Source organism: Novosphingobium sp. (assembly GCF_965228995.1).
GTDB lineage: Bacteria > Pseudomonadota > Alphaproteobacteria > Sphingomonadales > Sphingomonadaceae > Novosphingobium.
The window spans coordinates 2652464-2678965 of the sequence record NZ_OZ245852.1 but is presented as its reverse complement, the minus strand read 5'-3'; the positions used below and the strand labels follow the sequence as shown (position 1 = coordinate 2678965).

At 65.3% G+C, this 26502-nt stretch carries 24 protein-coding genes and 1 tRNA gene; 17 read left to right on the top strand and 8 right to left on the bottom strand.

The annotated features are described in order from the left end of the window. The first annotated feature begins 3 nt into the window (after positions 1–3). The 6 genes from ACO056_RS12195 to ACO056_RS12170 all read left to right on the top strand — a co-directional run bounded on the left by ACO056_RS12195 (position 4) and on the right by ACO056_RS12170 (position 4429). Positions 4–447, top strand: a complete 444-nt coding sequence (locus ACO056_RS12195; protein ID WP_421847071.1) for an NUDIX domain-containing protein — start codon at positions 4–6, stop codon at positions 445–447. 43 nt (positions 448–490) lie between these two features. After that, a tRNA-Arg gene (locus ACO056_RS12190) sits at positions 491–567 on the top strand. 226 nt (positions 568–793) lie between these two features. Then, a complete protein-coding gene (gene pdhA, locus ACO056_RS12185; RefSeq protein ID WP_421847069.1) occupies positions 794–1930 on the top strand; it encodes a pyruvate dehydrogenase (acetyl-transferring) E1 component subunit alpha in 1137 nt (378 codons plus the stop codon). Position 1931: 1 nt separating this feature from the next. Continuing rightward, positions 1932–3293: a pyruvate dehydrogenase complex E1 component subunit beta gene (locus ACO056_RS12180; RefSeq protein WP_421847067.1), complete on the top strand. Its 1362-nt coding sequence runs from the start codon at positions 1932–1934 to the stop codon at positions 3291–3293. A gap of 4 nt (positions 3294–3297) precedes the next feature. Continuing rightward, on the top strand, positions 3298–3879 hold the full coding sequence (locus tag ACO056_RS12175) for a hypothetical protein (RefSeq protein ID WP_421847065.1): 582 nt from the start codon (positions 3298–3300) through the stop codon (positions 3877–3879). Positions 3880–3964: 85 nt separating this feature from the next. Beyond that, complete coding sequence (locus tag ACO056_RS12170) at positions 3965–4429, top strand: EF-hand domain-containing protein (protein WP_421847063.1); 465 nt, start codon at positions 3965–3967, stop codon at positions 4427–4429. Positions 4430–4573: 144 nt separating this feature from the next. On the opposite strand, the gene trmFO is transcribed toward ACO056_RS12170, so the two are convergent. After that, positions 4574–5944, bottom strand: a complete 1371-nt coding sequence (gene trmFO, locus ACO056_RS12165) for a methylenetetrahydrofolate--tRNA-(uracil(54)-C(5))-methyltransferase (FADH(2)-oxidizing) TrmFO (RefSeq protein WP_421847061.1) — start codon at positions 5942–5944, stop codon at positions 4574–4576. Positions 5945–6015: 71 nt separating this feature from the next. Between trmFO and ACO056_RS12160 the strand changes: the two genes are divergently transcribed. After that, positions 6016–6672, top strand: coding sequence for a lysoplasmalogenase family protein (locus ACO056_RS12160; protein ID WP_421847059.1), 657 nt, complete (start codon positions 6016–6018; stop codon positions 6670–6672). A gap of 102 nt (positions 6673–6774) precedes the next feature. Here the strand turns inward: ACO056_RS12160 and ACO056_RS12155 are convergent, their stop codons facing one another. Together ACO056_RS12155 and gyrA are read right to left on the bottom strand one after the other, a co-directional pair. Continuing rightward, on the bottom strand, positions 6775–7128 hold the full coding sequence (locus ACO056_RS12155) for a DUF952 domain-containing protein (protein WP_421847057.1): 354 nt from the start codon (positions 7126–7128) through the stop codon (positions 6775–6777). Then, positions 7125–9848: a DNA gyrase subunit A gene (gyrA, locus tag ACO056_RS12150; RefSeq protein WP_421847055.1), complete on the bottom strand. Its 2724-nt coding sequence runs from the start codon at positions 9846–9848 to the stop codon at positions 7125–7127. The genes ACO056_RS12155 and gyrA overlap by 4 nt, the downstream gene beginning before the upstream one ends. Positions 9849–10203: 355 nt before the next feature. On the opposite strand from gyrA, the gene ACO056_RS12145 reads away from it, so the two are divergent. Next, entirely contained in the window at positions 10204–11526 is a 1323-nt protein-coding gene (locus ACO056_RS12145) for a tetratricopeptide repeat protein (protein ID WP_421847054.1), read from the top strand. A gap of 180 nt (positions 11527–11706) precedes the next feature. Here ACO056_RS12145 and ACO056_RS12140 read toward each other — a convergent pair whose 3' ends face one another. Further along, positions 11707–12360, bottom strand: a complete 654-nt coding sequence (locus ACO056_RS12140) for a carbonic anhydrase (protein ID WP_421847052.1) — start codon at positions 12358–12360, stop codon at positions 11707–11709. A 66-nt stretch (positions 12361–12426) separates the two neighbouring features. Between ACO056_RS12140 and lipA the strand changes: the two genes are divergently transcribed. Continuing rightward, positions 12427–13386, top strand: a complete 960-nt coding sequence (gene lipA / locus ACO056_RS12135; RefSeq protein ID WP_421847050.1) for a lipoyl synthase — start codon at positions 12427–12429, stop codon at positions 13384–13386. Between the two features lie 4 nt (positions 13387–13390). Further along, positions 13391–13852 (top strand): type II toxin-antitoxin system RatA family toxin, encoded by a 462-nt coding sequence (locus ACO056_RS12130; RefSeq protein WP_421847048.1) that lies wholly within the window; start codon positions 13391–13393, stop codon positions 13850–13852. Here the strand turns inward: ACO056_RS12130 and ACO056_RS12125 are convergent. Genes ACO056_RS12125 through ACO056_RS12115 form a run of 3 tightly spaced genes read right to left on the bottom strand, consistent with a single transcriptional unit; the run spans position 13813 to position 16036 of the window. Further along, positions 13813–14316, bottom strand: coding sequence for a CinA family protein (locus tag ACO056_RS12125; protein WP_421847046.1), 504 nt, complete (start codon positions 14314–14316; stop codon positions 13813–13815). The genes ACO056_RS12130 and ACO056_RS12125 overlap by 40 nt on opposite strands. A gap of 2 nt (positions 14317–14318) precedes the next feature. Next, positions 14319–14864, bottom strand: coding sequence for a hypothetical protein (locus ACO056_RS12120; RefSeq protein WP_421847044.1), 546 nt, complete (start codon positions 14862–14864; stop codon positions 14319–14321). Between the two features lie 14 nt (positions 14865–14878). Next, positions 14879–16036 carry a bifunctional 2-C-methyl-D-erythritol 4-phosphate cytidylyltransferase/2-C-methyl-D-erythritol 2,4-cyclodiphosphate synthase gene (locus tag ACO056_RS12115; protein WP_421847042.1) on the bottom strand — a complete coding sequence of 386 codons (1158 nt, stop codon included), beginning with the start codon at positions 16034–16036 and terminating at the stop codon, positions 14879–14881. Between the two features lie 74 nt (positions 16037–16110). On the opposite strand from ACO056_RS12115, the gene dusB reads away from it, so the two are divergent. The 7 genes from dusB (at position 16111) to hflX (ending at position 25648) form a co-directional block, all read left to right on the top strand. After that, complete coding sequence (gene dusB / locus ACO056_RS12110) at positions 16111–17139, top strand: tRNA dihydrouridine synthase DusB (protein ID WP_421847040.1); 1029 nt, start codon at positions 16111–16113, stop codon at positions 17137–17139. A gap of 10 nt (positions 17140–17149) precedes the next feature. Then, positions 17150–18265 (top strand): two-component system sensor histidine kinase NtrB, encoded by a 1116-nt coding sequence (locus ACO056_RS12105; protein WP_421847038.1) that lies wholly within the window; start codon positions 17150–17152, stop codon positions 18263–18265. Continuing rightward, positions 18262–19695: a sigma-54-dependent transcriptional regulator gene (locus ACO056_RS12100; RefSeq protein WP_421847036.1), complete on the top strand. Its 1434-nt coding sequence runs from the start codon at positions 18262–18264 to the stop codon at positions 19693–19695. Before ACO056_RS12105 ends, ACO056_RS12100 begins: the two co-directional genes overlap by 4 nt. A 138-nt stretch (positions 19696–19833) precedes the next feature. Further along, entirely contained in the window at positions 19834–22077 is a 2244-nt protein-coding gene (locus ACO056_RS12095; protein WP_421847034.1) for a sensor histidine kinase, read from the top strand. A gap of 26 nt (positions 22078–22103) precedes the next feature. Continuing rightward, positions 22104–23489, top strand: a complete 1386-nt coding sequence (locus ACO056_RS12090; protein ID WP_421847032.1) for a sigma-54-dependent transcriptional regulator — start codon at positions 22104–22106, stop codon at positions 23487–23489. Between the two features lie 223 nt (positions 23490–23712). After that, positions 23713–24288, top strand: a complete 576-nt coding sequence (hfq, locus tag ACO056_RS12085; protein WP_421847030.1) for an RNA chaperone Hfq — start codon at positions 23713–23715, stop codon at positions 24286–24288. 22 nt (positions 24289–24310) lie between these two features. Next, complete coding sequence (hflX, locus tag ACO056_RS12080; protein ID WP_421847028.1) at positions 24311–25648, top strand: GTPase HflX; 1338 nt, start codon at positions 24311–24313, stop codon at positions 25646–25648. A gap of 3 nt (positions 25649–25651) precedes the next feature. Here the strand turns inward: hflX and mazG are convergent, their stop codons facing one another. Next, positions 25652–26455, bottom strand: coding sequence for a nucleoside triphosphate pyrophosphohydrolase (mazG, locus tag ACO056_RS12075; RefSeq protein WP_421847026.1), 804 nt, complete (start codon positions 26453–26455; stop codon positions 25652–25654). Positions 26456–26502: the final 47 nt, after the last annotated feature.

Below are 26502 nucleotides of genomic sequence, written 5' to 3'. Positions count from 1 at the left end.
TAAATGGATCTCCCTGTGATGGAAACGCATCCGACAATGCTCAACGTCGTTGCGCTGGCACTGCTGGATGGCGCGGGCCGCGTGCTCATGCAGCGCCGCCCCGAAGCGCGCGCACATGGAGGCCTGTGGGAGTTTCCCGGCGGGAAGGTTGAAGCGGGGGAGGGCGCAGCAGCGGCCCTCGTGCGGGAGATCGCCGAGGAACTGTCGATCACGATCGAAGAAGCCGATCTCGCGCCGCTGACATTCGCCGCGAGCCCCGGCGACGAGAAGGCCCGCCCGCTTGTGCTCCTGCTCTACACTTGCCGCCGCTGGCAGGGTGAGCCGGTGCCTGAGCCTGGCGCAGAGCTGGAGTGGCTGCATCCCGAGGCGCTTGGGGCACTTGCGATGCCGCCGCTCGACGTACCGCTCGCTGCTGCGCTCGCCCTCCATGTAAAAAACTCGCAATAGGGCTTGCCAAGGCCGGTAGGCACTTATAAAGGCGCGCTTCCACGCACCCGTAGCTCAGCTGGATAGAGCATCAGACTACGAATCTGAGGGTCGGACGTTCGAATCGTTCCGGGTGCACCATTTCCCCACATCGCCGTTTTTTTGCAGCTTTTCGTCCGTTTGCGGCGGTATGCTTTGCTGCGCAGCGATCCCCCGTCGAATAGGTATACGAAAGCCGCCGAGCGAAGCCTTGGGCGTTGCGGATTTCAGGCACTTGGTCCTATAGCGGCCCTTGTGGCGCTCTGGTCAGCCGGGGTGCTGCCAAGACATGTGCCCTCCCCAGGCTGCCAGACAAGGAACCACCGCATTGGCCCAGTCCGCCAAGCCGCGCGCAACCAAAGCGACAAGGTCGCCGGTTGCCGCCAAAGCCGCACCCGCTGCTGCAAGCCCGGCCGCTCCGGCCCCGGCTCTCGAGGATGAAGCCACCTTCGCGCTGCGCAGCCTCCAGCAGGCCCACGCCAACAACAAGCGTTTTGACGCGAGCGACGAAGAGCTTCTCCACTTCTACGAACAGATGGTGCTGATTCGCCGTTTCGAGGAAAAGGCTGGCCAGCTCTACGGCCTCGGCCTCATCGGCGGTTTCTGCCATCTCTACATCGGCCAGGAAGCGGTTGCCGTCGGCCTGCAGTCGGCGCTGAAAGAGGGCCACGACAGCGTTATCACCGGCTACCGTGATCACGGCCACATGCTCGCCTATGGCATCGATCCCAAGGCGATCATGGCAGAACTCACCGGGCGCGGTGCGGGCATCAGCCGCGGCAAGGGCGGCTCGATGCACATGTTCTCGACCGACCACAAGTTCTACGGCGGCCACGGCATCGTCGGCGCGCAGGTGCCGCTCGGCGCGGGCCTTGCCTTTGCGCACAAGTACCGCGGCGATGGCGGCGTGTGCATGGCCTATTTCGGTGACGGCGCGGCCAACCAGGGCCAGGTCTACGAAACCTTCAACATGGCCGCGCTGTGGCAGCTCCCGATCATCTTCGTGGTCGAGAACAACGGCTATGCCATGGGCACCGCGGTCAAGCGCGGTTCTGCCGAAACGCACTTCCACCGCCGCGGCACGGGCTTCCGCATCCCCGGCATGGACGTCAACGGCATGGACGTGCTCGAAGTGCGCGCAGCCGCTGAAGTCGCGCTCGAATATGTCCGCGCCGGCAATGGTCCGGTGCTGATGGAGCTCAACACCTATCGCTACCGTGGCCACTCGATGTCGGACCCGGCCAAGTACCGCAGCCGCGAGGAAGTGCAGGAAATGCGCGACCATCACGATCCGATCGAAGGCGCCAAGCAGGACCTGCTCCGCCGCGGTGTGAGCGAGGAGCGGATCAAGGAGATCGACAAGCGCATCCGCCAGGTCGTCGCCGAAGCTGCCGACTTCGCCGAAAGCTCGCCTGAGCCGGCACCGGCTGAACTCTATACCGACGTGCTGGTGGGGACCTACTGACATGGCGATTGATCTCAAGATGCCCGCGCTTTCCCCCACAATGGAGGAAGGCACTCTCGCCAAATGGCTGGTCAAGCCCGGCGATACCGTGAAGTCCGGCGACATTCTCGCCGAGATCGAGACCGACAAGGCCACGATGGAATTCGAGGCTATCGACGAAGGCGTGATCGGCGCGCTGATGGTTCCTGAAGGCACCGAAGGCGTGAAAGTCGGCACCGTGATCGCCACTATCACCGGTGATGATGAACCTGCGGCGCCCACGCCTGCGCCCGCTCCGGTCGCTGCCCCGGCTCCCGCACCCGCTCCGGCACCCGCGCCCGTCGTTGCTGCACCTCCGCCGCCGCCCGCAGCTGCCGCGGCGCCGGTTCCCGCCGGTACCGCCATGGTCGCCACCACGGTGCGCGAAGCCTTGCGCGATGCCATGGCCGAGGAAATGCGCACCGACGACCGCGTCTTCGTGATGGGCGAGGAAGTTGCCGAGTATCAGGGCGCCTACAAGGTCACGCAGGGCCTGCTCGAGGAATTCGGCCCCCGCCGCGTGATCGATACGCCCATCACCGAATACGGCTTTGCCGGCATCGGCACCGGCGCAGCCATGGGCGGCCTGCGCCCGATCATCGAGTTCATGACGTTCAACTTCGCCATGCAGGCAATCGACCACATCATCAACTCGGCGGCCAAGACCAACTACATGTCGGGCGGCCAGATGCGGTGCCCGATCGTATTCCGCGGGCCCAACGGTGCTGCCGCCCGCGTCGGCGCCCAGCACAGCCAGAACTATGCGCCGTGGTACGCCTCGGTCCCCGGTCTGATCGTCATCGCGCCCTATGATGCCGCTGACGCCAAGGGCCTGCTCAAGTCCGCCATCCGCAGCCCCGATCCGGTTGTCTTCCTCGAAAACGAGCTGGTCTACGGGCGCGCTTTCGATGTGCCGCAGCTTGATGACTACACCGTCCCGATTGGCAAGGCGCGCACGATGCGGGCCGGGCGCGATGTCACGATCGTCACCTACTCGATCGGCGTGGCCCTCGCGCTCGACGCCGCCGAAGAGCTGGCGGCTGAGGGGATCGAGGCCGAAGTGCTCGATTTGCGCACGCTGCGCCCGCTCGACAAGGCGGCGGTGCTCGAAAGCCTCTCGCGCACCAACCGCATGGTGGTCGTCGAGGAAGGTTTCCCAGTCTGCTCGATTGCCTCCGAGATCATCACCATCGCGATGGAGGAGGGCTTCGATCATCTCGACGCCCCGGTCCTGCGCGTCTGCAACGAGGACGTGCCGCTGCCTTATGCCGCCAATCTCGAAAAGCTCGCGCTGGTCGATACGGCGCGCGTGATCGCGGCGGTCAAGAAGGTCTGCTACCGCTGATCTGATGGAGCCTTCCACCGGCGATATCGAACTCAGTCCACCTGAACGGCTCGCGGTGCTCTATGCGCCGCGCCGCCTTCAGGCGCTGTGGGAAGGTTTCCTGCTGCTCGACCGGCGCCTCGCCGATGCCGCGCGCGCGGGGCGCGATCCGCTGATGATCCAGCTGCGTCTCGCATGGTGGCGCGACCGGTTTAGCCAGCCCGCGAGCGAATGGCCGCTGGGCGAGCCTCTGCTGGCACTACTGCGCGCGTGGGATGCCGAACGTCCGGCGCTGCGGGGGCTGGTCGATGGCTGGGAATCCCTCATCGTCGGCGAAGACGGCGGCGTGGAAATCGGCAAGGCGCGGATCGAGGCCGTTTTCGCATTGGCGCGGCTGAGCGGGGCGCGACCTGACGAAACTGTCCGCCGCGCTGCTGCGGAATGGCTGGGGCTGGAACCGGCGGGCGCCCGGGCGCCCGTCCTGCCGCGACCGCTGCGCCCGCTGATGGTCTTGCGCGGCATGGCCCTGCGCGAGGCGGCAGGGCGACCGGGTGGTCCGGTCGGCGATTTTCTTGCCATTCTCCGCCTCGGCTTGTTCGGGCGCTGATATTCAAACCAAAATGGCAGGGCTTGCCTCTGCCGCTAGCATCTTATGCCGCCTATCCTGAGGGCCGTCCTTGGGGAGGCCCCGCATGAACCGAATCCTTGTGGGCGCGCTCGGCGCGCTGTTGCTCGTGGCTTCCGGCCTGTTCTGGTGGCAGGGCCACGCTGCCGTTACGCCGCCCGCTGCCCCCAGTCACCTCGCGCTCGCCTCGGCTCCGGCGGCCGACGAGGAACTCCCGGATTCCAACGCGGGCGATGCGGTCGGGCCCGGCCTCCCCGAAGCCAGCGAGCAGAGCCGCGAACAGAAGCGCTTCGACCGGCTCGACAAGAACCGCGATGGCAAGATTACCCGCACCGAAATGCTCAGCCCGCGCGTGAAGGATTTTCGCAAGCTTGATGTCGACGGCAACAATCTGCTGACCTTCGACGAATGGTCGGTCGCCACCGACAACCGCTTCAAGGGCGCCGACAAGAACGGCGACGGCGCGCTGAACCGCGATGAATTCGCGACGACCAAGCCGAAGAACGCGAAGAAGCCGGTCTGCAAGTGTTGAGCGGAATAGGTTTCACGCGGAGACGCGGAGGTGCGGAGAGAAGTGGGTTCGCGCCAGCTGCGCTGCGACTTTCTCTGCGATCTCTGCGCGAAACCCTCTTTTGCCTACTCCGCGCCTCCGCGTCTCCGCGTGAAACCCCAAAAGCTAACCTACCAGCGGCAGCCACCCCGCCAGATCAGCCTTGGCCCGCCCGGTATAGGCTTCCTTGCGCTGCTTTTTCTTCGTCGAAGGATCCGGCGGCGGAAACAGTCCGAAATTCACGTTCATCGGCTGATAGGTTTCAGCCTCCGCATCGCCGGTAATATGCGACAGCAGCGCGCCTAGCGCCGAGGTGCGGGGCGGCGCGTTCCATTCCCGGCCGGCGAGCTGTGCCGCCGTCATCAGCCCCGCGAGCATCCCCACCGCGCCGCTTTCGACATAGCCTTCGCAGCCGGTGATCTGCCCGGCAAAACGGATATGCGGCGCGGATTTCAGCCGCAGCTGCCTATCGAGCAAGGTCGGCGAATTGAGGAAGGTGTTGCGGTGCAGCCCGCCGAGCCGCGCGAACTCGGCCTGCTCCAGCCCGGGGATCGTGCGGAACACGCGCACTTGCTCGGCATGCTTGAGCTTGGTCTGGAAGCCGACCATGTTCCACAGCGTGCCCAGCTTGTTGTCCTGCCGCAGTTGCACCACCGCATAAGGCCAGCGCCCGTTAGGGTGCTCGGCCGTCGCCCAGTGCGGATTGTCGAGCCCGACCGGCTTCATCGGCCCGAAGCGCAGGGTCTCCACGCCGCGCGCGGCCATGACCTCGATCGGCATGCAGCCATCGAAATAGGGGGTATTGGCCTCCCATTCCTTGAACTCGGTCTTTTCGCCAGCGAGCAATTCCTCGCGGAAGGCTTCGTATTGCGGCCGTGTCATCGGGCAATTGATGTAGTCGCGTCCGTCGCCCCCCATGGCCAGGCTGGCCTCGGTGCCCTTGTCCCAGCGCGATGCCATCCACGCCACGTCCATGTCGATCGTGTCGTGATAGACGATCGGTGCAATCGCATCGAAGAACGCGAGGCTCTCTGCACCCGTCGCCGCGCCGATGCTGGAGGCGAGGGCAGGGGCGGTCAGCGGCCCGGTCGCCACGATGGTGAGGCCATCCGAAGGCAGCACATCGACCCGCTCGCGCACGATCTCCAGTGTCGGCTGCGCGCCCAGCATGGCTTCGACTTCAGCGGAAAACACGTCGCGGTCCACCGCCAGTGCAGATCCCGCCGGCACCCGCGCTTTGGCCGCCGCCGCCATCAGCAGGCTGTCGCACTGCCGCATTTCGTAATGGAGCAGGCCGACTGCGTTTTTCTCGTCATCGTCGGAGCGGAAGGAATTGGAGCAGACAAGCTCTGCCAGCCCATCGCCGTTATGCGCCGCCGTGCTGTCACCGCCTCCGCGCATTTCCGAAAGCCGTACGCGAATGCCCCGGCGCGCCAGCTGCCATGCCGCCTCGCTCCCGGCCATGCCGCCGCCGATGATGTGAACCTGATGCGTCATGGGACGCGCATTGGCATTGCGCCCTCCGCGCGGCAAGCCCTAGGGAGGAGCCCGGAAGGGAAAGGGAGACCATGCCGCATCGTGCCTTGATCGAACAAAGACCGTGGCTCCTCGCCAGCCTGATCGCGGGCATAAGCTACTGGTTCGTGGCTGGCAGCTGGATTCCGGGGCTTTACCTGATCCTGTGGAAGGGTGCGGGCGTTGGCCTGCTGGCGGTCTATGCCTGGGCGCATCACCCCGTGCGCGATGCCCACCGCATCGCAATCGTCATGGCCTTGGGCGCGCTGGGCGATATGGTGCTCGAGGTCAGTTTCACCGGCGGCGCGGCGGCCTTCTTTGCGGGCCACATTGCCGCGATTGCGCTGTATCTGCGGCATCGGCGCGGCAATCTACCCGGGGCCGACAAGGCTGTGGCCATCGCGCTCGTCCTCGGCATTCCCGCTCTTGCCTATGCTCTCACCGGCGATGCCGATGTTGCAGGCTATGCGCTTCTGCTTGGCGGGATGGCCACTGCCGCGTTTGCCAGCGACTTTCCGCGCAGCCGTGTTGCACTGGGTGCTGCGATGTTTGCCGTGTCCGATCTGCTGATCTTTGCGCGCATGGGGCCGCTCGCGGATAGCCCGATCCCGCATCTGCTTGTCTGGCCGCTTTACTACTTCGGCCAGTTCCTGATCACCATCGGTGTGATCGGCGCGCTGCGGCGCAAGGGTGCATTCACTGCCTACTAAGCCCACCTTTCGTCATCGCCGCGAAAGCGGGGACCTGGAGCGGCAGTCGCGGCGCTGGGTACCTCTGGATTTCCGCCTTCGCGGGAATGACGAGGATTGGGGTTAACCAGCCACCGGCAGCCGCACCGCCCCATCCGCGTCGCGCTCCAGCGGCCCATAGGCAAACACCGCATTGAGCGGCAGCGCTGCGTAAATGTGCGGAAACAGCTGTCCTCCACGCGAAGGCTCCCACTTCACCGCATCGCCCAGAACCGCCAGATCAACCGCCGCGATATGGAGGTTCGACTGCCCGGCAAAGTGCTTGTCCACCGTCTCGGTCACCTGATCGGCGGCCGAGAGATGGATATAGCCGTCCGCCAGATCGATCGGAGCCCCGGCAAACACGCCGCCATGCTCCAGTGCGCCCATCTGCTCCGCAGTCAGCACCTTGTAGGCAACCAGCGGCAGATCGCTCATGCCTCGGCCTCAGGCTCGGCATCGGCCTCGCCTTCTTCTTCGGCCAACCGCACCGCACTCACCACATGTTCGCCGGCCGAGACATTGAACAGCCGCACGCCCGCCGAGCCGCGCCCGATCACCCGTAGCGTATCGAGCGGCAAGCGGATCAGCTTGGCCTGATCGGTCACCAGCATGAGCTGATCGGCCTGACTCGCCGGGAAGCTCGCCACCACCGGACCGTTCCGCCCGATATTGTCGATATTGGTGATGCCTTGGCCGCCGCGGCCCGTCCGCCGGTATTCGTAGGCGGAGGAAAGCTTGCCATAGCCATTGGCGCAGACTGTGAGGATAAACTGCTCGCGCGCCTGCAATTCGGCCATGCGCTCGCTGGTCAGCGAAGGCTCGCCGTCCTTCTCGCCCTTCCACGGGGCGAAGCGGACGTATTCCTCGCGCTCCTCGGCGCTGGTGCCGACGCGGTGGAGGATTGAAAGCGAGATGACCTCGTCATCGCCCTTCAGCGTCATGCCGCGCACGCCGGTCGAAGTGCGGCTCGTGAACTCGCGCACTTCGTCACCAGCAAAGCGGATCGCCTTGCCCGCGCGCGTTGCGAGCAGCACGTCGTCGCTTGCTTCGAGCAGCGCGACGCCGATCAGCCGGTCCTCGTCGCCTTCCTCGAAGCGCATCGCGAATTTTCCGTTCGAGGGGATGTTGGCGAAGGCATCCATGGCGTTGCGGCGCACGTTGCCCTTGGCCGTGGCGAACACGACCGAAAGCTTGCCCCATTCGGCTTCGTCTTCGGGCAGCGGCAGCACGGTCGCGATCGTCTCGCCCGCGTCCAATGCCGGGAGCAGGTTGATCATCGGCCGCCCGCGTGTCGTCGGGCCGCCTTCCGGCAGACGCCATACCTTGAGGCGATAGACCTTGCCCGCGGTCGAGAAGAACAGCACCGGCGTATGGGTCGAAGTGACGAACATCGTCGCCACCGCATCCTCTTCCTTGGTCGCCATGCCGCTGCGGCCCTTGCCGCCCCGGTTCTGCGCGCGGAAGGTGGAGAGCGGAGTGCGCTTGATATAGCCGTCGAGGGTGATCGTGACGACCATGTCTTCGCGCTCGATCAGGTCCTCGTCTTCGATCCCGTCAGCCGGAGCCGTGATCTCCGACTTGCGCGGTGTGGCATAGGCATCGCGAACAGTAACGAGCTCCTCGCGCATCACCGCATAGAGCTTCACGCGGTCGGCAAGGATCGCGAGGTATTCGGCAATCGCCTTGGACAGCACTTCAAGCTCGCCGCCGATTTCGTCACGGCCCAGCGCGGTCAGGCGGTGGAGGCGCAGATCGAGGATCGCGCGCACTTGCGTCTCGCTCAGGCGGTAGCTGCCGCCCGCTCCCTCAAGTGCCTCATCCTCGATCGCCTCGACCAGACGGATATATTGCGCAATTTCGCCGATCGGCCATTCGCGCGCCATCAGCGTCTCGCGCGCCAGCGCCGGGTTGGCCGAACCGCGGATGATCCGCACCACTTCATCAAGGTTTGAAACCGCGACGACAAGGCCGAGCAGGATATGCGCCCGGTCGCGCGCCTTGTTCAGTTCGAACTTGGTGCGGCGCTGGATCACTTCCTCGCGGAACTGGACGAACGCCTCGATGATGTCCCTGAGGGTCAGGATCTCGGGCCGACCACCGCGGATCGCCAGCATGTTCGCCGGGAAGTTCGATTGCGCGGGCGTATTGCGCCAGAGCTGGTTGAGCACGACTTCCGGCGTCGCATCGCGCTTGAGGTCGATGACCACGCGCACGCCTTCGCGGTTGGATTCGTCGCGGATGTCGGAGATGCCCTCGATCCGCTTGTCCTTGGCGGCTTCGGCGATCTTCTCGACGAGGTTGTTCTTGCCCACCTGATAGGGGATCGAGGTGAGCACGATGGACTTGCGCCCCTCGCCGCGCCCGCCCTTGGTGTCCTCGATCTCGTGGCGCGCGCGCATGACGATCGAGCCGCGCCCTTCGGTGTAAGCCTTGCGCGCACCGCTCGAGCCCAGAATCAGCGGCGCCGTGGGGAAGTCCGGCGCCGGGATGATCTGGATCAGCTCCTCGTTGGTGATCGCCGAGTTCGCCATATAGGCGAGGCAGCCATCGATCACTTCGCCGAGGTTATGCGGCGGGATATTGGTCGCCATGCCGACCGCGATGCCGCCCGCGCCGTTGACCAGCAGGTTGGGGAAACGCGCCGGAAGAACCACGGGCTCATTTTCCGAACCATCATAGTTCGGTTGAAAGTTGACCGTGTCCTTGTCGATATCGGCCAGCAGTGCATCGGCCACTTTGGCCAGCCGCGCTTCGGTGTAGCGCATCGAGGCCGGCGGATCGGGGTCCATCGAGCCGAAATTGCCCTGGCCGTCGATCAGCGGCAGGCGCATCGACCAGTCCTGCGTCATGCGCGCCAGCGCGTCGTAGATCGCGCTGTCGCCGTGCGGGTGGTACTTGCCCATGCAATCGCCGACGATACGCGCGGACTTGCGGTAGGCCTTGGAGGAGGTGAACCCGTTCTCGTGGCTCGTCCACAGGATGCGGCGGTGGACGGGCTTCAGGCCGTCGCGCACATCGGGCAGCGCGCGGCTTACGATCACGCTCATCGCGTAATCGAGATAACTCGTCTTCATTTCATCGACGATGTCGATCCGCTGGAACTCGTGGTCCGGCAGCGGGGCGGGTGGGTCGATCAGGCCGGTGTCATCGCTCACGTCTGGGGCTTTTTCGCTTCTGTTCAGGGATGTGTCTGGCACTAGGCCAAAGCCCCGGCAAACACCAGAAAACGGCCGGGTCAGCCACGCCTTATCCACATATGCGAGCACCGCTCGTCGCGTTTTCTGAACAATGAGATGAATTGGTATTCAATCCGGGTTCACCCGGTGGGTTCCATTGCACCAAGACGTTGCCAAGGCCGAGATTCCGCGCCAGAGGTTCGGCGCGGACAGAGTGCGAAAGATGTCCATTCTGCCGATGTTTTGGGATACGGCTCGAGGCAGTGACGATCTGGGGACCGGTCGGGTCTGCCGGTCCGGGCCAGGAGGAGATGAAGTGATGCGGGGTAATGCAATGAAACTCGTCGTAGCGCGGGCCGCGTTGGCGGTGGCGCTCTCGACCGGTCTTGCCGCAGGCGGTGTCCTGCTTGGCGCGGCGCCTGCCGCCGCGAAGGAAAAGGAAAAGGAAGCCCCCAAGGGCGGCACTTATTCCAAGGAATTCATCGCTGTCGCCGGACCGGTGCAGAAGCTGGTGCAGGATGCGCAGGCCGCCAAGGCCAAGGGTACGCCCGATGCCCAGATCAAGGCTTCGCTCGGCGATGCTCCTGCTGTGCTCGCCAAGGCCGAAGCAGCCGTGAAGACGGGGCAGGACAAGCTCGCCGCCGGCCAGTTTGCGGTGCAGATCGGCGGTTTTCTCGATGATACGCCGATGCGCGCACGCGGCATCCGTAACATGATCGACAGCGGCCTGCTTGAGGCTGACAAGATCCCGACGTTCAATTTCTACCTCGGCAACTTCGCGTATGCCGCGAAGGACTTCCAGGGCGCGCTCGAACCGCTGACCAAGGCGATCCAGGGTAATGTCTCGGAAGACGCTGCAGCGGAAATGCTGGCCGATGCCTACAACGAGCTTAAGCGCCCGGCTGAAGGTCTCGCCGCGCTCAAGATTGCAGTCGATGCCCGCAAGGCCGCAGGCGGCGCCGTGCCCGAATCCTGGTACCGCCGCGCGAACGTGATTGCCTACAAGAACAAGCTCGGGCCGCAGGCGATCGAATGGTCGACGGCGCTGGTCGAAGCGCAGCCGAACGCGCTCAACTGGCTCGGCGCAGGCCAGCTCGCCCGCGAATTCGGCAATTTCGGCAAGGAAGAATCGCTCGATCTCGGGCGCCTGTTCCTGCGCAGCGGTGCGCTCGACAATGAGAAGCAGTACGTCACCCGCGAATACATCGAATACATTCAGGCCGCCGATCCCCGCCGTTTGCCCGGCGAAACGGCGAAGATCATCGAGCTTGGCCTGTCCAAGGGTGCGCTTGATGCCAGCGATGTGTTCGTCAGCGACTCGCTGACCCAGGCCAAGGGCCGCATCACGGCTGACAAGGCCTCGCTCGTCGGTCTCGAGAAGGATGCGCGCGCTGCCGCCGATGGCAAGCTCGCAATTGCCACGGCCGACGCATACCTGTCCTATGATAACCCCGCCAAGGCCGAGGAACTCTACCAGATGGCCCTCACCAAGGGCGGCGCGATCGACAAGGACCGCGCGCTGACTCGCCTCGGCATCGCGCAGTTCGATCAGGCCAAGTATGACGCAGCCAAGGCCAGCTTCGCACAGGTCGGCGGCGTGCGCGCCCCGCTCGCCAAGCTGTTCTCGGTGCTCGCTGCGGACAAGGCCAAGCCCTGATCGCTTCCGGCTTCAAGCCAAACGGAAAGGGCGGCCCGCAATGGCCGCCCTTTTTGTTTCCGGCGCTGTGTGTGGCGCCCTGGATCCCCGCCTGCGCGAGGATGACGAGGGCAAAGAGATTGTCGCCATCCCCGCGCAGGCGGGGATCCAGAGCGGCCAGTCACCGCGTCTGTAACAGTATCACCGCACCTCGCTGAACTCGCCCGAATCCTCGTCCAGCACGTGCAGCACCCCGTCCGAAATCGCGAAGAAGGCCCCCCGGAGGCGCAGTTCTCCAGCGGCTTCCTTGCGGCGGACGCAGGGGAAGGTGCGCAAGTTCGCAAGGCTGACCTTGACGCCGGCCTGCTCCATCGCCCGCTCGGCGGGACGGCCCGTGGTGCCGTGCTTGTGCGCCACTTCATCACGCACGCCGCTCAGCAGGCCGATCCAGTCGTTGATGAAGCCGCCTTCGCCCGGCTCGGTGCCTTCAAGCTCCTGCGTCAGCGCCGCGCGGCAGCCGCCGCACATGCCGTGGCCGAGCACCACGATCTTGCGGACTTTCAGCACCTGCACCGCAAATTCGAGCGCCGCCGAAACGCCGTGGTAGCCCGGTGACGTCTCGAACGGCGGCACCAGCGCCGCCACGTTACGCACCACGAACATCTCGCCCGGGTCAGTATCGAAGATCTGCGCCGGATCGACCCGACTGTCCGAACAGGCAATCACCATGACCGGCGGCTCCTGCCCCTCACGCAGCTGGTGCCAGCGTTCGAGCCGCGGCGTCCAGCCGTTGGTGCGGAAACGGCGATAGCCTTCGATGAGGTGATCGAGCTCGGGGGAGAAGGGTCTGACCATAACGGACCTGTTGCCGCGTACGAATGCATCTTTCAAGTCATGCTTCATGCGCCTATCTCGGCGGGCATGAACGATCAGTCCCCGATTGCCGCGCAGGCCCCTATTTCTGCACTGAATCGTCCCGCGCGGCCCCGCAAGCCCGATTGGATCCGGGTCAAGGCGCCGACGAGCAAGGGCTATGAGGAAACGCGCGGCCTCATGCGCAGCCTCGGGCTCAACACGGTCTGTGAAGAGGCCGCCTGCCCGAACATCGGTGAGTGCTGGACCAAGAAGCACGCGACCGTGATGATCCTCGGCGATGTCTGCACGCGCGCCTGCGCCTTCTGCAACGTCAAGACCGGCATGCCGCGCAAGGTCGATGCAAGTGAGCCCGGCCATGTCGCCGAAGCCGCTGCCAAGCTCGGCCTTGAACATATCGTCATAACTTCGGTGGACCGCGACGACCTGCCAGATGGCGGCGCAGGCCAGTTCGTGAAGGTGATCGAGGCCCTGCGCGCCGCGACTCCGAACACCACGATCGAGATCCTGACGCCAGATTTCCGCGGCAAGATGCGCGCTGCGGTTGAAGCGATCATGGCGGCCGGGCCTGACGTCTACAATCACAACCTCGAAACCGTGCCCCGGCTCTATCCCACCATCCGCCCGGGCGCGCGCTACTACGCCTCGCTGCGGCTGCTCGAGGAAGTGAAGCACCACGATCCGCGCGTGTTCACCAAGTCGGGTGTCATGCTTGGGCTCGGCGAAGAGCGTCTCGAGGTCCATCAGGTGATGGACGACATGCGCTCGGCGGGGATCGATTTCCTCACCATGGGCCAGTACCTCCAGCCCACACCCAAGCACGCGCCGGTTATCGATTTCGTGACCCCGCAGGCCTTCGCCGCCTATGGCGCGATTGCCCGGGCCAAGGGCTTCCTCCAGGTCGCCGCGAGCCCGTTGACCCGTTCCAGCTACCACGCCGGCGAGGATTTTGCCGAGATGCGTGCCGCCCGGGAAGCCCAACTCGCGAAAGCCGCCGCGAGGGGCTGATCCCATGCCGGTGATCAATCAGCAGCGGCGGCTTGCCTGGTCGGCCGAGGAGATGTTCGATCTCGTCGCCGATGTGAAGCGCTACCCGGAGTTCCTGCCCTGGGTCGTCGCCACGCGCATCAAGTCCGATAGCGAAACCGAGATGGTGGCCGACATGATGGTCGGCTTCAGCGCGCTGCGCGAGAAGTTCACCTCGCGCGTGATCAAGCAGCGCCCGCTCCGCATCGCGGTCGAATATCTCGACGGGCCCCTGAAGCGCCTGTCCAACACCTGGGAGTTCCGCGCGGAGGAGGGCGGCGGCTGCGTAATCGACTTCAACGTCGATTTCACCTTCCGCAGCGCGATCCTGGAAGCGCTCGCCGGCCAGTATCTCGACCGCGCGTTCCGCAAGATGGTCGCCGCGTTCGAAACGCGCGCGGAAAAGGTCTACGGCAGCAGAAGTTCCAGCGCGACCAGCGCCGCCTGAAGCCGCACTTCGGCCCGGGTTTTGGCGGTTTCGAATACTTTCTGTTCGGCCACCACCGCCTCCGGATCTTCGCCGCGTTCGGCCTTGGCGAAGACGACGGTGCCCACCGGCTTCTGCTCGCTGCCGCCATCGGGCCCGGCGATCCCGGTGATCGCCACTGCCACCTGCGCGCGCGAATGCTTCAGTGCGCCCTGCGCCATCGACCAGGCAACCGCGACCGAAACCGCGCCGAACGTGTCGATCAGGTCGGTCGAGACGCCCAGCATCTCGTGCTTGGCCTCGTTGGAATAGGTCACGAAGCCCCGGTCGACCACTGCCGAAGACCCGGCAATTTCCGTCAGCGCCGCCGCGACGAGTCCGCCGGTGCAGCTTTCCGCAACCGCGACCATCCGGCCCGCCGCCTTGTTTTCGGCAATCACGCGCGCGGCCAGAGCGGTGAGTTCGGGAGGAAGCAAGGTGTCCATGGTCAGGCCGCCGGGCAAATCGGCAGGTCGGATTTCTTCGCGCTGCCTGCCTTCGGCTTGTCCGCCACAACGAGAATGAATGTCACCAGCTCCGCCGTGTTTTCAGGGGGCAGGGGCGAAAGCAGCCGCGTCGCGCGCTCGATCGCCTTGCACTGGTCGGGCTTGATGCCCTTGGTCACGACCGCGGAAACCAGGCCCTCTGCGAAGGGTTGGAGCGCTTCGTCGGAGAGGTTTGAGACCACGTCCTTGAGCTTGGCATCATTGCCGCCGAGCTTGAGCATTGCGGCCCGCGCTTCAGGCCATGCCGCACCTTTGAGCGCCGCATAGCGCTGCACCAGCGACGAACCCTGCGTCGCGAAGTAGCCTTGCGGGGAGAGCTGCGGGCGGCAGGTCTTCATCGCCCCGTCCATCACCACGGGCAATGCATAAGTCACAAGGCTCGTCACCTCATGCTCGGTCAGGCATGCAGGTTCCTGTGCGACGGCCACTTCGGCCATGCCCAGCGAGGCCAGCGCTGCGCCCCAGATCACGTTCCGCATCAGCGACATAAACCCTAACTCCTTCAAGCCCTTGCGATCACGCTGGCCACCGCCTGCGCGGCAATGCCTTCGCCGCGACCGGTAAAGCCGAGCCGCTCGGTGGTCGTCGCCTTGACACTCACCGCAGCGATGTCAATCGCGAGAATCGAAGCGAGCCTCGCCCGCATCGCCGCCTTGTGCGGACCGATGCGCGGAGCCTCGCAGATGATCGTGACATCAACATTGCCAATGGCATAACCCGCGTCGGCCACGAGCGTTCCCGCGTGTGCCAGGAACTGGTCCGATGAGGCCCCGCGCCACTTTGCATCGGAGGGCGGGAAGTGGTCGCCAATATCCCCGGCGGCGACAGCGCCGAGCAGCGCATCGACCAGCGCATGGATCGCCACATCTGCATCGGAATGGCCGGCAAGTCCCTTGGAATGCTCAATTTTTACGCCGCAAAGCCACAGCTCTTCGCCCTCGGCCAGGCGGTGAACATCATAGCCCATGCCCGTGCGCACGGTGGGGATTGTCATGCCGTCATCCTTCAGATCTTCCGCGAAAGTCACTTTCCTGAGCCGTTCGTCGCCCGGAACCAGCGCAACGGCCAGACCTGCCGCTTCGGCAACCGCAGCATCATCCCCGGCATCCGCCGCGCCGCCCCACGCTCGGTGCGCGGCAAGGATCGCGTCAAAGTGGAACGCCTGCGGTGTCTGCACGCGGTAGAGTCCGTCGCGCTCGACAAACGCCCCGCGCAAGCCATCGGCCCCGCGCACCACGCTATCGACGACCGGCAGCACCGGAATGGCGCCGGGCTGCTGTTCAAGCGCCGCAACCAGCGCCATGATGACCGCTGCGGGGAGGTCGGGTCGCGCCGCATCGTGAATCAGCACGTGGGAGGGCGCATCACCGGCCAGCGCTTCCAGCCCGGCGCGCACCGATCCCTGCCGGCTCGCCGCGCCGTGCACAAAGCGCACACCCGGCAGTCCGGCGAGGGCCTGCGCCGCAGCATCTTCCCACGCGGCGGGAATGACCACCACGATCGGGGAGACTCCGGCCTGGGCCAGCGCTTCTACCGAATGGTGCACCAGCGGCTTTCCGCGCCACAGCGCGAACTGCTTCGGGACCGTTCCGCCCGCACGCAACCCTTGTCCGGCGGCGACGACGACTGCGGCAACGGAAGAAGGAAACGGCGCGTTCATGCACCGCCCCTTACAGTCCTTGCTGCAAACCGCGCAATCGACTAAGCGCATGCCTCTTTTTTAGGCAGCATCCGATGAGCGAACTTCCCGTCCCGCCCGAGCTCAAGCCGATCATGGTCGGCCCCGTGCGCATCGCGCAGCCCGTCGTGCTTGCGCCGATGACGGGCGTTTCGGACCTGCCGTTTCGCACCATGGTGCGCCGTTTCGGCTCGGGGCTCAATGTCACCGAGATGATCGCCAGTCCAGCCGCGATCCGCGAAACGCGCCAGTCGATCCAGAAGGCCGCCTGGCATCCCACCGAAGAACCCGTCTCGATGCAGCTCATGGGCAACGAGCCCTCGCAGATGGCTGAAGCGGCGCGGATTTCCGAGGACAAGGGCGCGGCGATCATCGACATCAACATGGGCTGCCCGGTGCGCAAGATCGTCAGCGGCGATTGCGGATCGGCCCTGATGCGCGACATTCCGCTCGCCACCGCGCTGATCGAAGCCACCGTCAAGGCGGTCAAGGTTCCAGTCACCGTCAAGATGCGGATGGGCTGGTGCCATGACAGCCTCAACGCCCCTGAACTTGCACGCATCGCGCAGGATCTCGGCGCGCAGATGATCACCGTTCATGGCCGCACCCGCAACCAGATGTACAAGGGCTCGGCCGACTGGGCCTTCGTGCGGCGCGTGAAGGAAGCAGTTTCGATTCCTGTCATCGTCAACGGCGACATCTGCGGGATCGAGGATGCCGCGCAGGCAATCGAGCAGAGCGGCGCGGACGGCCTGATGATCGGGCGCGGCGCTTATGGCCGCCCGTGGCTACTTGGCCAGGTCATGCACTGGCTCGATATCGGCGAGTACCGCCCGGACCCGGCGATAGCCGAACAATATGCCCTGATCATAGAGCATTACCACGCAATGCTCGAGCACTATGGCACGATGACCGGCGTCAACATGGCCCGCAAGCACCTGGGCTGGTACACCAAGGGCCTGCCCGGTTCGGCCGAATTCCGCAACCGTGTGAACTTCATCGACGATCCCAAGGTCGTCCTTGCCGCGCTCGCCGAATTCTACGGCCGCGCGATGGCCGCGCCGGCGAGCCGAGTAGCGGCATGAAGCCCGGCGCATGAGCGGCCCGGCCGATTGGCGCAAGGTCAGCGATACCGCGCGGCCCGATCCCAAGCGTGTGGTTGCCAGCCTGCCGCTGGCGGTGTTCACGCTTGCGCCCGATCTCACGATCTCGGCCGCCAATCCCGCGGCCGAGCAGCTGGCAGGACAGGGCGCGCGGCGGCTTGTCGGCAAGGCCATCGAGGATATCTTCGCGTTCGAGGAACCGCTCATCCTGCGCCGCCTTGCCGAAGGTGAGGCGCAGCTGATCGCGCGCGATTCGCCGGTGCGCATCCTCGGCGCGCCTGCCCGCCGGATCGACGTGATGACGTCGCCCATTGCCCATTGCCCGGGTTGGCAGATCCTCGCGCTCAGCGAAGGTGTCGGCGTCGAGGCGCTGTCGGGCGATGGCGGCGGCGGCGGGGCGGGGGAGGGCACTCCGCTACGCGCGCCCGAAGTCCTCGCGCACGAAATCAAGAACCCGCTCGCCGGCATTCGCGGCGCTGCGCAGCTGCTCGGCCGCAAGGTTGGCGAAGCGGACCGCGCGCTTACCGAGCTCATCACCGGCGAAGTCGACCGGATCGCCAAGCTCGTCGATCAGATGCAGTCTCTATCGCGGCGAGGGCGCGAACCGGGCACCGCCTGCAATCTCCACGAAGCGGTGCGCCGCGCGCAGGCGGTCGTCGCGGCAGGGCACGGCGGCTTTGTGGTGGAAGAGGAATTCGATCCCTCGCTCCCGCCGGTCATGGCCAATCCTGATGCACTGGTGCAGGTGCTGCTCAATCTCTTCACCAATGCCCGCGAGGCCTGCGAGAGCGCGCGCGAGCCGCGCATTGCCGTGCGTACGCGCTTTGCCAGCGGCATCCAGCTCCACGCCGGCCCGGGCGGCAAGCCACTGCGCCTGCCGATCGAACTGCGCGTCAGCGACAACGGTCCGGGTATCGATCCGGCGCTGCGCGATCACATCTTCGATCCCTTCGTGACGGGAAAGAAGAACGGGCAGGGCCTTGGCCTCGCGCTGGTCCAGAAGCTGGTGCGCGAAATGAGCGGGCGCGTGACGCATGACCGCGATGAAGTGCGCGGGTGGACGCATTTTCGCCTGCATCTCCCCGTCGCCGGAAGCTCCAGATCATGAAGCGCCGCATCCTTCTCGTCGAGGACGATGCCTCCATCGCGCTCGTCATCACTGCCGCGCTGGAAGCCGAGGGCTATGACGTCACGCGCTGTGCATCGATTGCCGATCGCGATGTATTGCTCGCCGGGCAGCAATACGGCCTGATGCTCACCGATGTCGTGCTGACCGATGGCGACGGCATGGAAACGCTGGGCCGCGTGCGCGAATCCGCGCCGCACATGCCGGTGATCATTCTCTCTGCGCAGAACACGCTCGATACTGCCGTGCGCGCGAGCGATACCGGCGCCTTCGAGTATTTCCCCAAGCCCTTCGATCTCGACGAGCTTGTGCGCACCGTGCGCCAGGCCATCGGTTCGAGTGCGAACACCGGCGCGGAAGAAATTGCCGAGGACGTTGCCCCCGGCCTGCCGCTCGTTGGCCGCAGTCTGGCGATGCAGACGGTCTACCGCATGATCACGCGCGTATTGCGCAACGATCTCACCGTACTCATCCTCGGCGAATCCGGCACTGGCAAGGAACTGGTGGCTGAGGCGATCCACCAGCTCGGCAAGCGCAGCGCTGGGCCGTTCGTTGCTGTCAACACCGCGGCCATCCCCGGCGATCTCATCGAAAGCGAGCTGTTCGGCCACGAGAAGGGCGCATTCACCGGCGCCGTCGCCAGGCGCATAGGCAAGTTCGAGCAAGCCCGGGGCGGCACGCTGTTTCTCGACGAGATTGGCGACATGCCGCTCGAGGCGCAGACGCGCCTGCTGCGCGCGCTGCAATCGGGCCGCATCCGCCGCGTCGGCGGGACCGAGGAAATCACTCTCGATTGCCGCATCGTCGCGGCCACCAATCGCGATCTTGAACCGATGATCGCCGCCGGAACGTTCCGTGAGGATCTCTACTACCGGCTCGCGGTCGTGCCGATTTCGCTGCCGCCCTTGCGGGAACGTGCCGACGATATCGAAGCGCTGGCCCGCCATTTTCTCGTCCGCGCGGCGGGGGAGGGCCTGCCGCGCCGCCAGCTGACTGCAGCCGGAGCAGCGCTCCTCGCCCGCCAGCCCTGGCGCGGCAACGTGCGCGAACTGCGCAATTTCGTGTACCGCCTTGCACTCCTCGCGCGCGACGAAGTCATCGATTCGGGGACCATCGAGCCCTTGCTCGCGCAGGACCGCGCCCAGCCTCCTGCCGGGCTCGCCCAACCGGCCTCTGGCGCGGACTTCAGCGAAGCACTGGCGAACTGGCTCGCCGAAGAAGACCCGCGCGAGGGCGAGCTCTACAGCGCGGCCCTCGCGGCCTTCGAGCGGCCCTTGTTCCTCCACGCGCTTGCCGTCACCGGCGGAAACCAGCTGCGCGCGGCACGCATGCTCGGTATCAATCGCAACACTCTGCGCAAGCGCCTCTCCGATCTCGCGATCGATCCCGAAGACGCCGTAGCGCGCGGCTGAGCCTTCCCGGCGGCCCCCCGTCACCCGAGGGCCACATGTCGTTCGGCGCGTATACAAGGGGTTTCGTCGATTCGACTTGCAATGCTGCAACAGCAGTGTTGTATATCGGCCACGATGGTTCAGAACGGCAAAGGCGGCATGCGGCGCTCACCAAGGTGGTATCGCCGCCTTCTTGTGGTGATGCGCCGCGCCAACGTCTTCCTGCTGCTCGAAATGACCGCGACTGTCGCGCTGGCGCTCATGGTCACCGTCACCTGGATGGCGCTTTCTTCCAGCGGCAATACCAACCAGCTTCTGCCTTCGCGCCTCACGGCCAGCTTGCTGATCGGCACGCTGGTCCCTGCTATGGCCCTGATCGTCCTGATCGGCCGACGGCTCGCCCTGCGCCGGGCCGCGCGCAGCGTGCTGGGCAGCAGCGGCCGCCTTCACGTGCGGCTCGTCTGGCTGTTCTCGCTGATCGCGGCGATCCCGACACTGCTGGTGGTAGTCTTCGCCTCGCTATTGTTCCAGTCGGGTGTCGAGTTCTGGTTCTCGGACAATTCGCGCGGCATGCTCGAAAACGCCAACAGCCTCGCGCGGGGCTACTATGCTGACAAGCTGCGCGATGTCGGCAACGAAAGCGTCGCCATGGCGGGGGACCTGCGCGATTATCTGGGGCAGGCGCCGATCACCAGCCAGGATTTTGCCGAAGGCTATTCGTGGCAAGTCATCAACCGCAGGCTCAACGAATCCGCGATCATCGAGCGTGGGCCGGACGGGGCCTTGCGGACCGCTGCCATCGTCGATCCCGCGCGCAGCGAACAGCGCGAGCGCGTCACGCCCGCGGAACTGGCGCGGATCGATGCGGGCGAGCCCGTCGTCGTCACCGCCTCGGCGGCCCGGATCGAGGCGGTTACCCCGGTCGACCGCGCGCGCGGCATCTATCTCTACGTGGCCCGCAATTCGGACGCGTTGGCGCTCAACCAGTGGCAGCGCGCGCAAAGCGTGCTCAAGGCCTATGATTTCCTCACCCGCCGCGCCCGCGCGCTGCAGCTTCGCTTCAATATTGCGCTGCTGGTGATTTCGCTGGCGCTGGTCGCGCTCGCGGTCTGGGTAGCGCTGCGCTTTGCAGACCGGCAGGTCGCCCCGCTGATCGAACTTGTCTCGGCCGCCCGCAATGTCGGCAGCGGCAATTTCGAGATGCGCGTCCAGCCCGGCAACGGCACGGACGAAGTTGGCCTGCTCGCCCGCGCGTTCAACCGCATGACTGCGCAGCTGGAAGCGCAGACGCAGGCGCTCGTCAGCGCGAATGCCCAGCTTGAGGTGCGCCGCGCCTTCATCGAGGCGGTGCTGGAATCGATCACGGCGGGGATCGTCTCGATCGACCGCGAAGGTTCGATCCGTCTGATGAACAGTTCGGCCCAGGCGCTGCTGCAACCCGCGCGTGAGGATGAGGCGGTCACCGATCCCGTCGGCGCGCCGCTGGCGGAAATCGCCCCTCAGCTCGCCCAGTTCGTCGCGGGCGGCGAACGCAGCGGCGTTGTCCACTATGCCAAGGGCGGCGATCTGCTGACGCTGGCGGTCAAGGTCACGGCGGACCGCAATGGCCACGTGATCACGTTCGAGGACATCACGCGCCAGTTGCTCGATCAGCGCCGCGCCGCCTGGTCGGACGTCGCCCGGCGCATCGCGCACGAGATCAAGAACCCGCTCACCCCGATCCAGCTCGCGACCGAGCGCCTCAAGCGCCGCTATCGCCGCCAGATCGAGACCGATCCCGAACTGTTCGAGGAATTGACCGCGACGATCATCCGTCAGGTTGGCGATCTGCGCCAGATGGTCGACGAGTTCTCCTCGTTCGCCCGCCTGCCCAAGCCAGTGTTCCGTCCGGAGGATGCGAGTGATCTCGTGCGTCAGTCGCTGTTCCTGCAGGAAGTGGCACACAACGACATCTCATTCACGTTCGAGGGTGAAACGCAGGTCCCGGTCGAGGCGGACCGCCACCAGTTTGGCCAGGCCATGACCAACGTGCTCAAGAACGCCATCGAGGCGATCGAGCAGCGCGCAAAGGGCGAGGATATCGCCTATCGCGGCCGCATCGCGGTGAGCCTTGCGGCAGACCGCCAGGCCGTGACGGTTACTGTTGCCGACAATGGTGTCGGCCTGCCCGCCGAGCGTGACCGCATTCTCGAACCCTACATGACCACGCGCGAAAAGGGCACCGGGCTCGGTCTCGCGATCGTCAACAAGATCGTCGAAGAGCACGGCGGCGCGATGGCCTTCACGCCCAATGCCGGGGGCGGCACTTCGGTCATCATGCGCTTTGCCCGCAATCCCCTCGATGCAGAGGCTGCCATCGATACGCCAGCTGCGCCCGCCACCGCCTTTCCCGCCAACCGCTAGACCAGACCCCCAGGACGAACCCAAAAATGGCACTCGATATCCTCATCGTCGATGACGAACGCGATATCCGCGAACTTGTCGCCGGCGTGCTCAGCGACGAAGGCTACGGCTGCCGCACGGCGGCTGACAGCACCGCCGCGCTCGCCGCGGTGGACGAGCGCCGGCCCAGCCTCGTCCTCCTCGACGTGTGGCTTCACGGCAGCCCGATGGACGGCCTCGAAGTGCTCGACGAGATCAAGAAGCGCGAGCCGGAACTGCCCGTGATCATCTTCTCGGGCCATGGCAACATCGATACCGCCGTCTCCGCGATCGGGCGCGGCGCGATGGATTTCCTCGAAAAGCCGTTCGAGGCCGAGCGCCTGCTGCTGCTTGTCGAGCGCGCGACAGCCACAGAGCGCCTGCGCCGGGAGAACGCGCGGCTGCGGCAGGGCCTGTCGATGGCCGATGGTTTCACCGGCAATTCCTCGGCGATCAACGCAGTCCGCGCGACACTCAAGCGCGTGGCCAACACCGGCAGCCGCCTTCTCATCACTGGCCCGGCCGGCTCGGGCAAGGAAGTCGCCGCGCGCCTGCTCCATTCGTGGAGCCCGCGCGCCGATCACGCTTTCGTCACGGTCAATTCTGCGCGCATCACCCCCGAACGTTTCGAGCAGGAACTGTTCGGCGAGGAGATCGACGGCAAGCTGGTCCGGGCAGGGCTGCTCGAAATGGCCGACGGCGGCACATTGTTCCTCGATGAAGTCGCGGAAATGCCCGCCTCGAGCCAGGCCCGCATCCTGCGCGTGCTGACCGAGCAGTCGTTCGTCCGCGTTGGCGGGCACCGCCAGATCCGCGTCGATGTGCGCGTGGTCTCCTCCACATCGCGGCCGCTCGAGAAGGAAATCGCCGAGCGCCGTTTCCGTGAAGACTTGTTCTACCGGCTCAATGTGGTCCCCGTCTCGATCCCCTCGCTGATCGAGCGGCGCGAGGATATTCCCGCACTCGCCGACCACTTCTTCTCGCGCTACGCCAACGAGCAAGGCGTGCAGCCCCCCGCCATCTCGCCCGAAGCCATCGCCGCGATGCAGAGCTACGATTGGCCCGGCAACGTGCGGCAACTGCGCAACGTGGTGGAGCGCACGATCATCCTCGCACCGCGCGAACGGCTGACCCGCATCGATGCCGACATGCTGCCCGCCGAAATCGTGACGACCCGCCTCGGCGGCGATTCGAGCACTTCGGCGCTCATGGGCGTACCCCTGCGCGAGGCGCGCGAGAACTTCGAGCGCGAGTATCTCAAGGTGCAGATCCGGCGGTTTTCCGGCAATATCTCGAAGACCGCGAGCTTCATCGGCATGGAACGCTCGGCACTCCACCGCAAGCTCAAGCTCCTCGGGATGGCTGAACGCCGCGAGGATGAAGAGCAGGATTGACCCGCTCCCGGACGGGGCAGACGCCGCTCAACCCATTTTGCCCCTGTACGAAGCCGTGATCCCGACATAAGATTGCGCCTGCTGACCGGCTGTGGCGCCGCGAACACCCTTGTAGAGATTCGGTCTTGGCCGAAGTTTGAAGGGGGTGTTTGCGGGCCCTGCCAGATTGTGTCTTCTCGCCGCAGAGCGTTTGGGCACCAAAAAAACGAAAGGAACTACCAAAATGACCGGCAGAACCCTCTCTGCGCGTCCGCGCACCAAGGTCGAATCCGCCCCCGCTCCCGAGGCCGCCGCGCCTCCGCCGCCCCAGCTTGTTGGCGGAAAGGGTCAAAATCTCCAGGATGTCTTCCTCAACTACTTGAGAAAGAACAAGGTGCCCGTCACGATGTTCCTCGTGAAGGGTGTCAAGCTGCAGGGGATTGTCACCTGGTTTGACAATTTCTCCATTCTCTTGCGCCGGGATGGTCAGTCGCAGCTGGTCTACAAGCATGCGATCTCGACGATCATGCCGGGCCAGCAGCTGGCTTCCGCGCATTTCGCCCCCAGCAATGACGATGCCTCGAAGAAGCGCCTGCTGCAGGACGTGTTCCTCTCCAGCGTGCGCGATGCGGGCGTGCAGGTGACGATGTTCCTCGTCAACGGCGTCATGCTTCAGGGCCGCGTCGCTGCCTACGATCTGTTCTGCATGCTGCTCGAACGCGAGGGCTACGTGCAGCTTGCCTACAAGCATGCCGTCTCGACAATCCAGCCTGCTGGCCACGTCGATCTGTCGGGCGAATGGGACGGCGAATCATCCTGATCCTCCAGCCAGGCCGAACCGCATGAGCGGATTTGAATTCGGCCGAGAAACCGAGCTTGTCGGGGAAGTGACACGCGGCGCCCGCGCCGTCGTCGTCCTTCCCGACTTGCGCCAGCGGGGCGGCCTTGATGCCGAATCCCGTCTGGAAGAAGGGCAGGGGCTTGCCCGCGCGATCGGTATCGATGTGGTCGATGCCTTTGCGCTGCCGATCCGCGCGGTCCGCCCCGCCACCCTTTTCGGTGAAGGGCAAGTCCAGAAGATCGCTGTGGCCATCGCCCAGTCGGATGCGGAACTCGTCATCGTCGATGGCGCGCTTTCGGCAATCCAGCAGCGTAATCTCGAAGACAAGCTCGAACGCAAGGTGATCGACCGCACCGGCTTGATCCTCGAAATCTTCGGCGAACGCGCTGCCACGGCGGAAGGCCGCCTTCAGGTCGAACTCGCCCATCTCGATTACCAGGCCGGCCGCCTCGTGCGCAGCTGGACTCACCTCGAACGCCAGCGTGGTGGCTTCGGCTTTCTTGGCGGCCCGGGTGAAACCCAGATCGAGGCTGACCGCCGCCTGATCCGTGGCCGCATGGCCCGCATTCGCCGCGAACTCGAACAAGTCCGCCGCACCCGCACCCTCCACCGCGAGCGCCGCCAGCGCGCGCCCTGGCCGGTAATCGCGCTTGTCGGCTATACCAATGCGGGCAAGTCCACTCTGTTCAACCGCATGACAGGCGCAGACGTGATGGCGCAGGATTTGCTGTTCGCCACGCTCGATCCGACCATGCGCGCGATCCGCCTACCGGGTCTCGACAAGGCGATTCTGTCGGACACCGTGGGTTTCATCTCCGAGCTGCCCACCCAGCTCGTCGCCGCCTTCCGCGCGACACTGGAGGAAGTGACCGCGGCTGACGTCATCGTCCACGTCCGCGATATCGCCAATCCCGCCACCTCGGCGCAGAAGCTTGAAGTTGAGGCAATCCTCGCTGATCTCGGCGTGATCGGGGAGGAGGGGGCCTCTGTCCCGATCATCGAGGCGTGGAACAAGTGGGATCTGCTGTCAGCGGATGACCGCGCGATGCGCCGCGACCTCATCGCCGCCGGCGTGCCAGACCGGCAAGTCGTGCCAATCTCTGCACAGACGGGTGAGGGCACCGGGCAACTGGTTGCGCTGCTCAGCGAATTGCTCACCGGCGGCGCGCAAGTGCTTGAACTCTCGGTGCCGATGGCCGACGGTCAGAAGCTCGCCTGGCTCCACGCACATGGCGAGATCATGTCCGAAGTGCAGACCGAGGACGAGCACGGCTCTCCGGTCCAGCGCCTGACGGTGCGATTGACCCCGCGCGAACTGGGACGGTTCGTTCAGCTATAGGGGTCAGCCCTCAGCAGCCTTGACCTGCCGCCAAAGGGCTTCCTGCGCATCCAGCGAAAGCTTCGGGAATTCGGACCCCGCCAAGGCTTCCATCCCGTGGAACCGGCGTTCGAACTTGGCATTGCCATGGCGCAGCGCGTCTTCGGGTGCGATGCCATACCTGCGCACCAGATTGACCGCCGCAAAAAGAAGGTCGCCCGCTTCGTCGAGCCGCTCGGCCTCGGTCGTGGCGGCGGCCAACTCATCCAGTTCCTCGATCACCTTGGCGCGCGGGCCTTCGGTATCGGGCCAATCAAAACCGACCCGTGCCGCACGTTTCTGCAGCTTTTCCGCGCGCATCAGCGCCGGCAGCGCCAGCGCCACGCCGTCGAGCGCGCTCGTTGCACCCTTGGCTTCGCGCTCGGCCGCCTTTTGCGCTTCCCAGCGGACTTCGCGCGATTGCCCCTGATCCGCCGCATCGCCGAAGATATGCGGATGCCGCTCGGTCATCTTGTCCGAAATGCCATGCGCCACAGCGTCGAAATCGAACGCGCCCAGTTCCTCGGCCATGCGCGCATGAAACACGACCTGAAGCAGCAGATCGCCGAGTTCTTCACGCAAGGCAGGAAGGTCGTCGCGCTCGATCGCATCGGCCACTTCGTAGGCTTCCTCGATCGTATAAGGCGCAATCGTCCGGAAGCTTTGCGCGACATCCCATTCGCAGCCCGTTTGCGGATCACGCAGCCGTGCCATGATCGCCAGCAGCCGCGCGATACCCGGTGGCGTCGGCGCTTCCGCAGCGGGGGAGACCTCAGGTGAGACGCTCATCTTGGTCGATCCTTGGGTTTGATAATATTTATTATGTTAAATGCAAG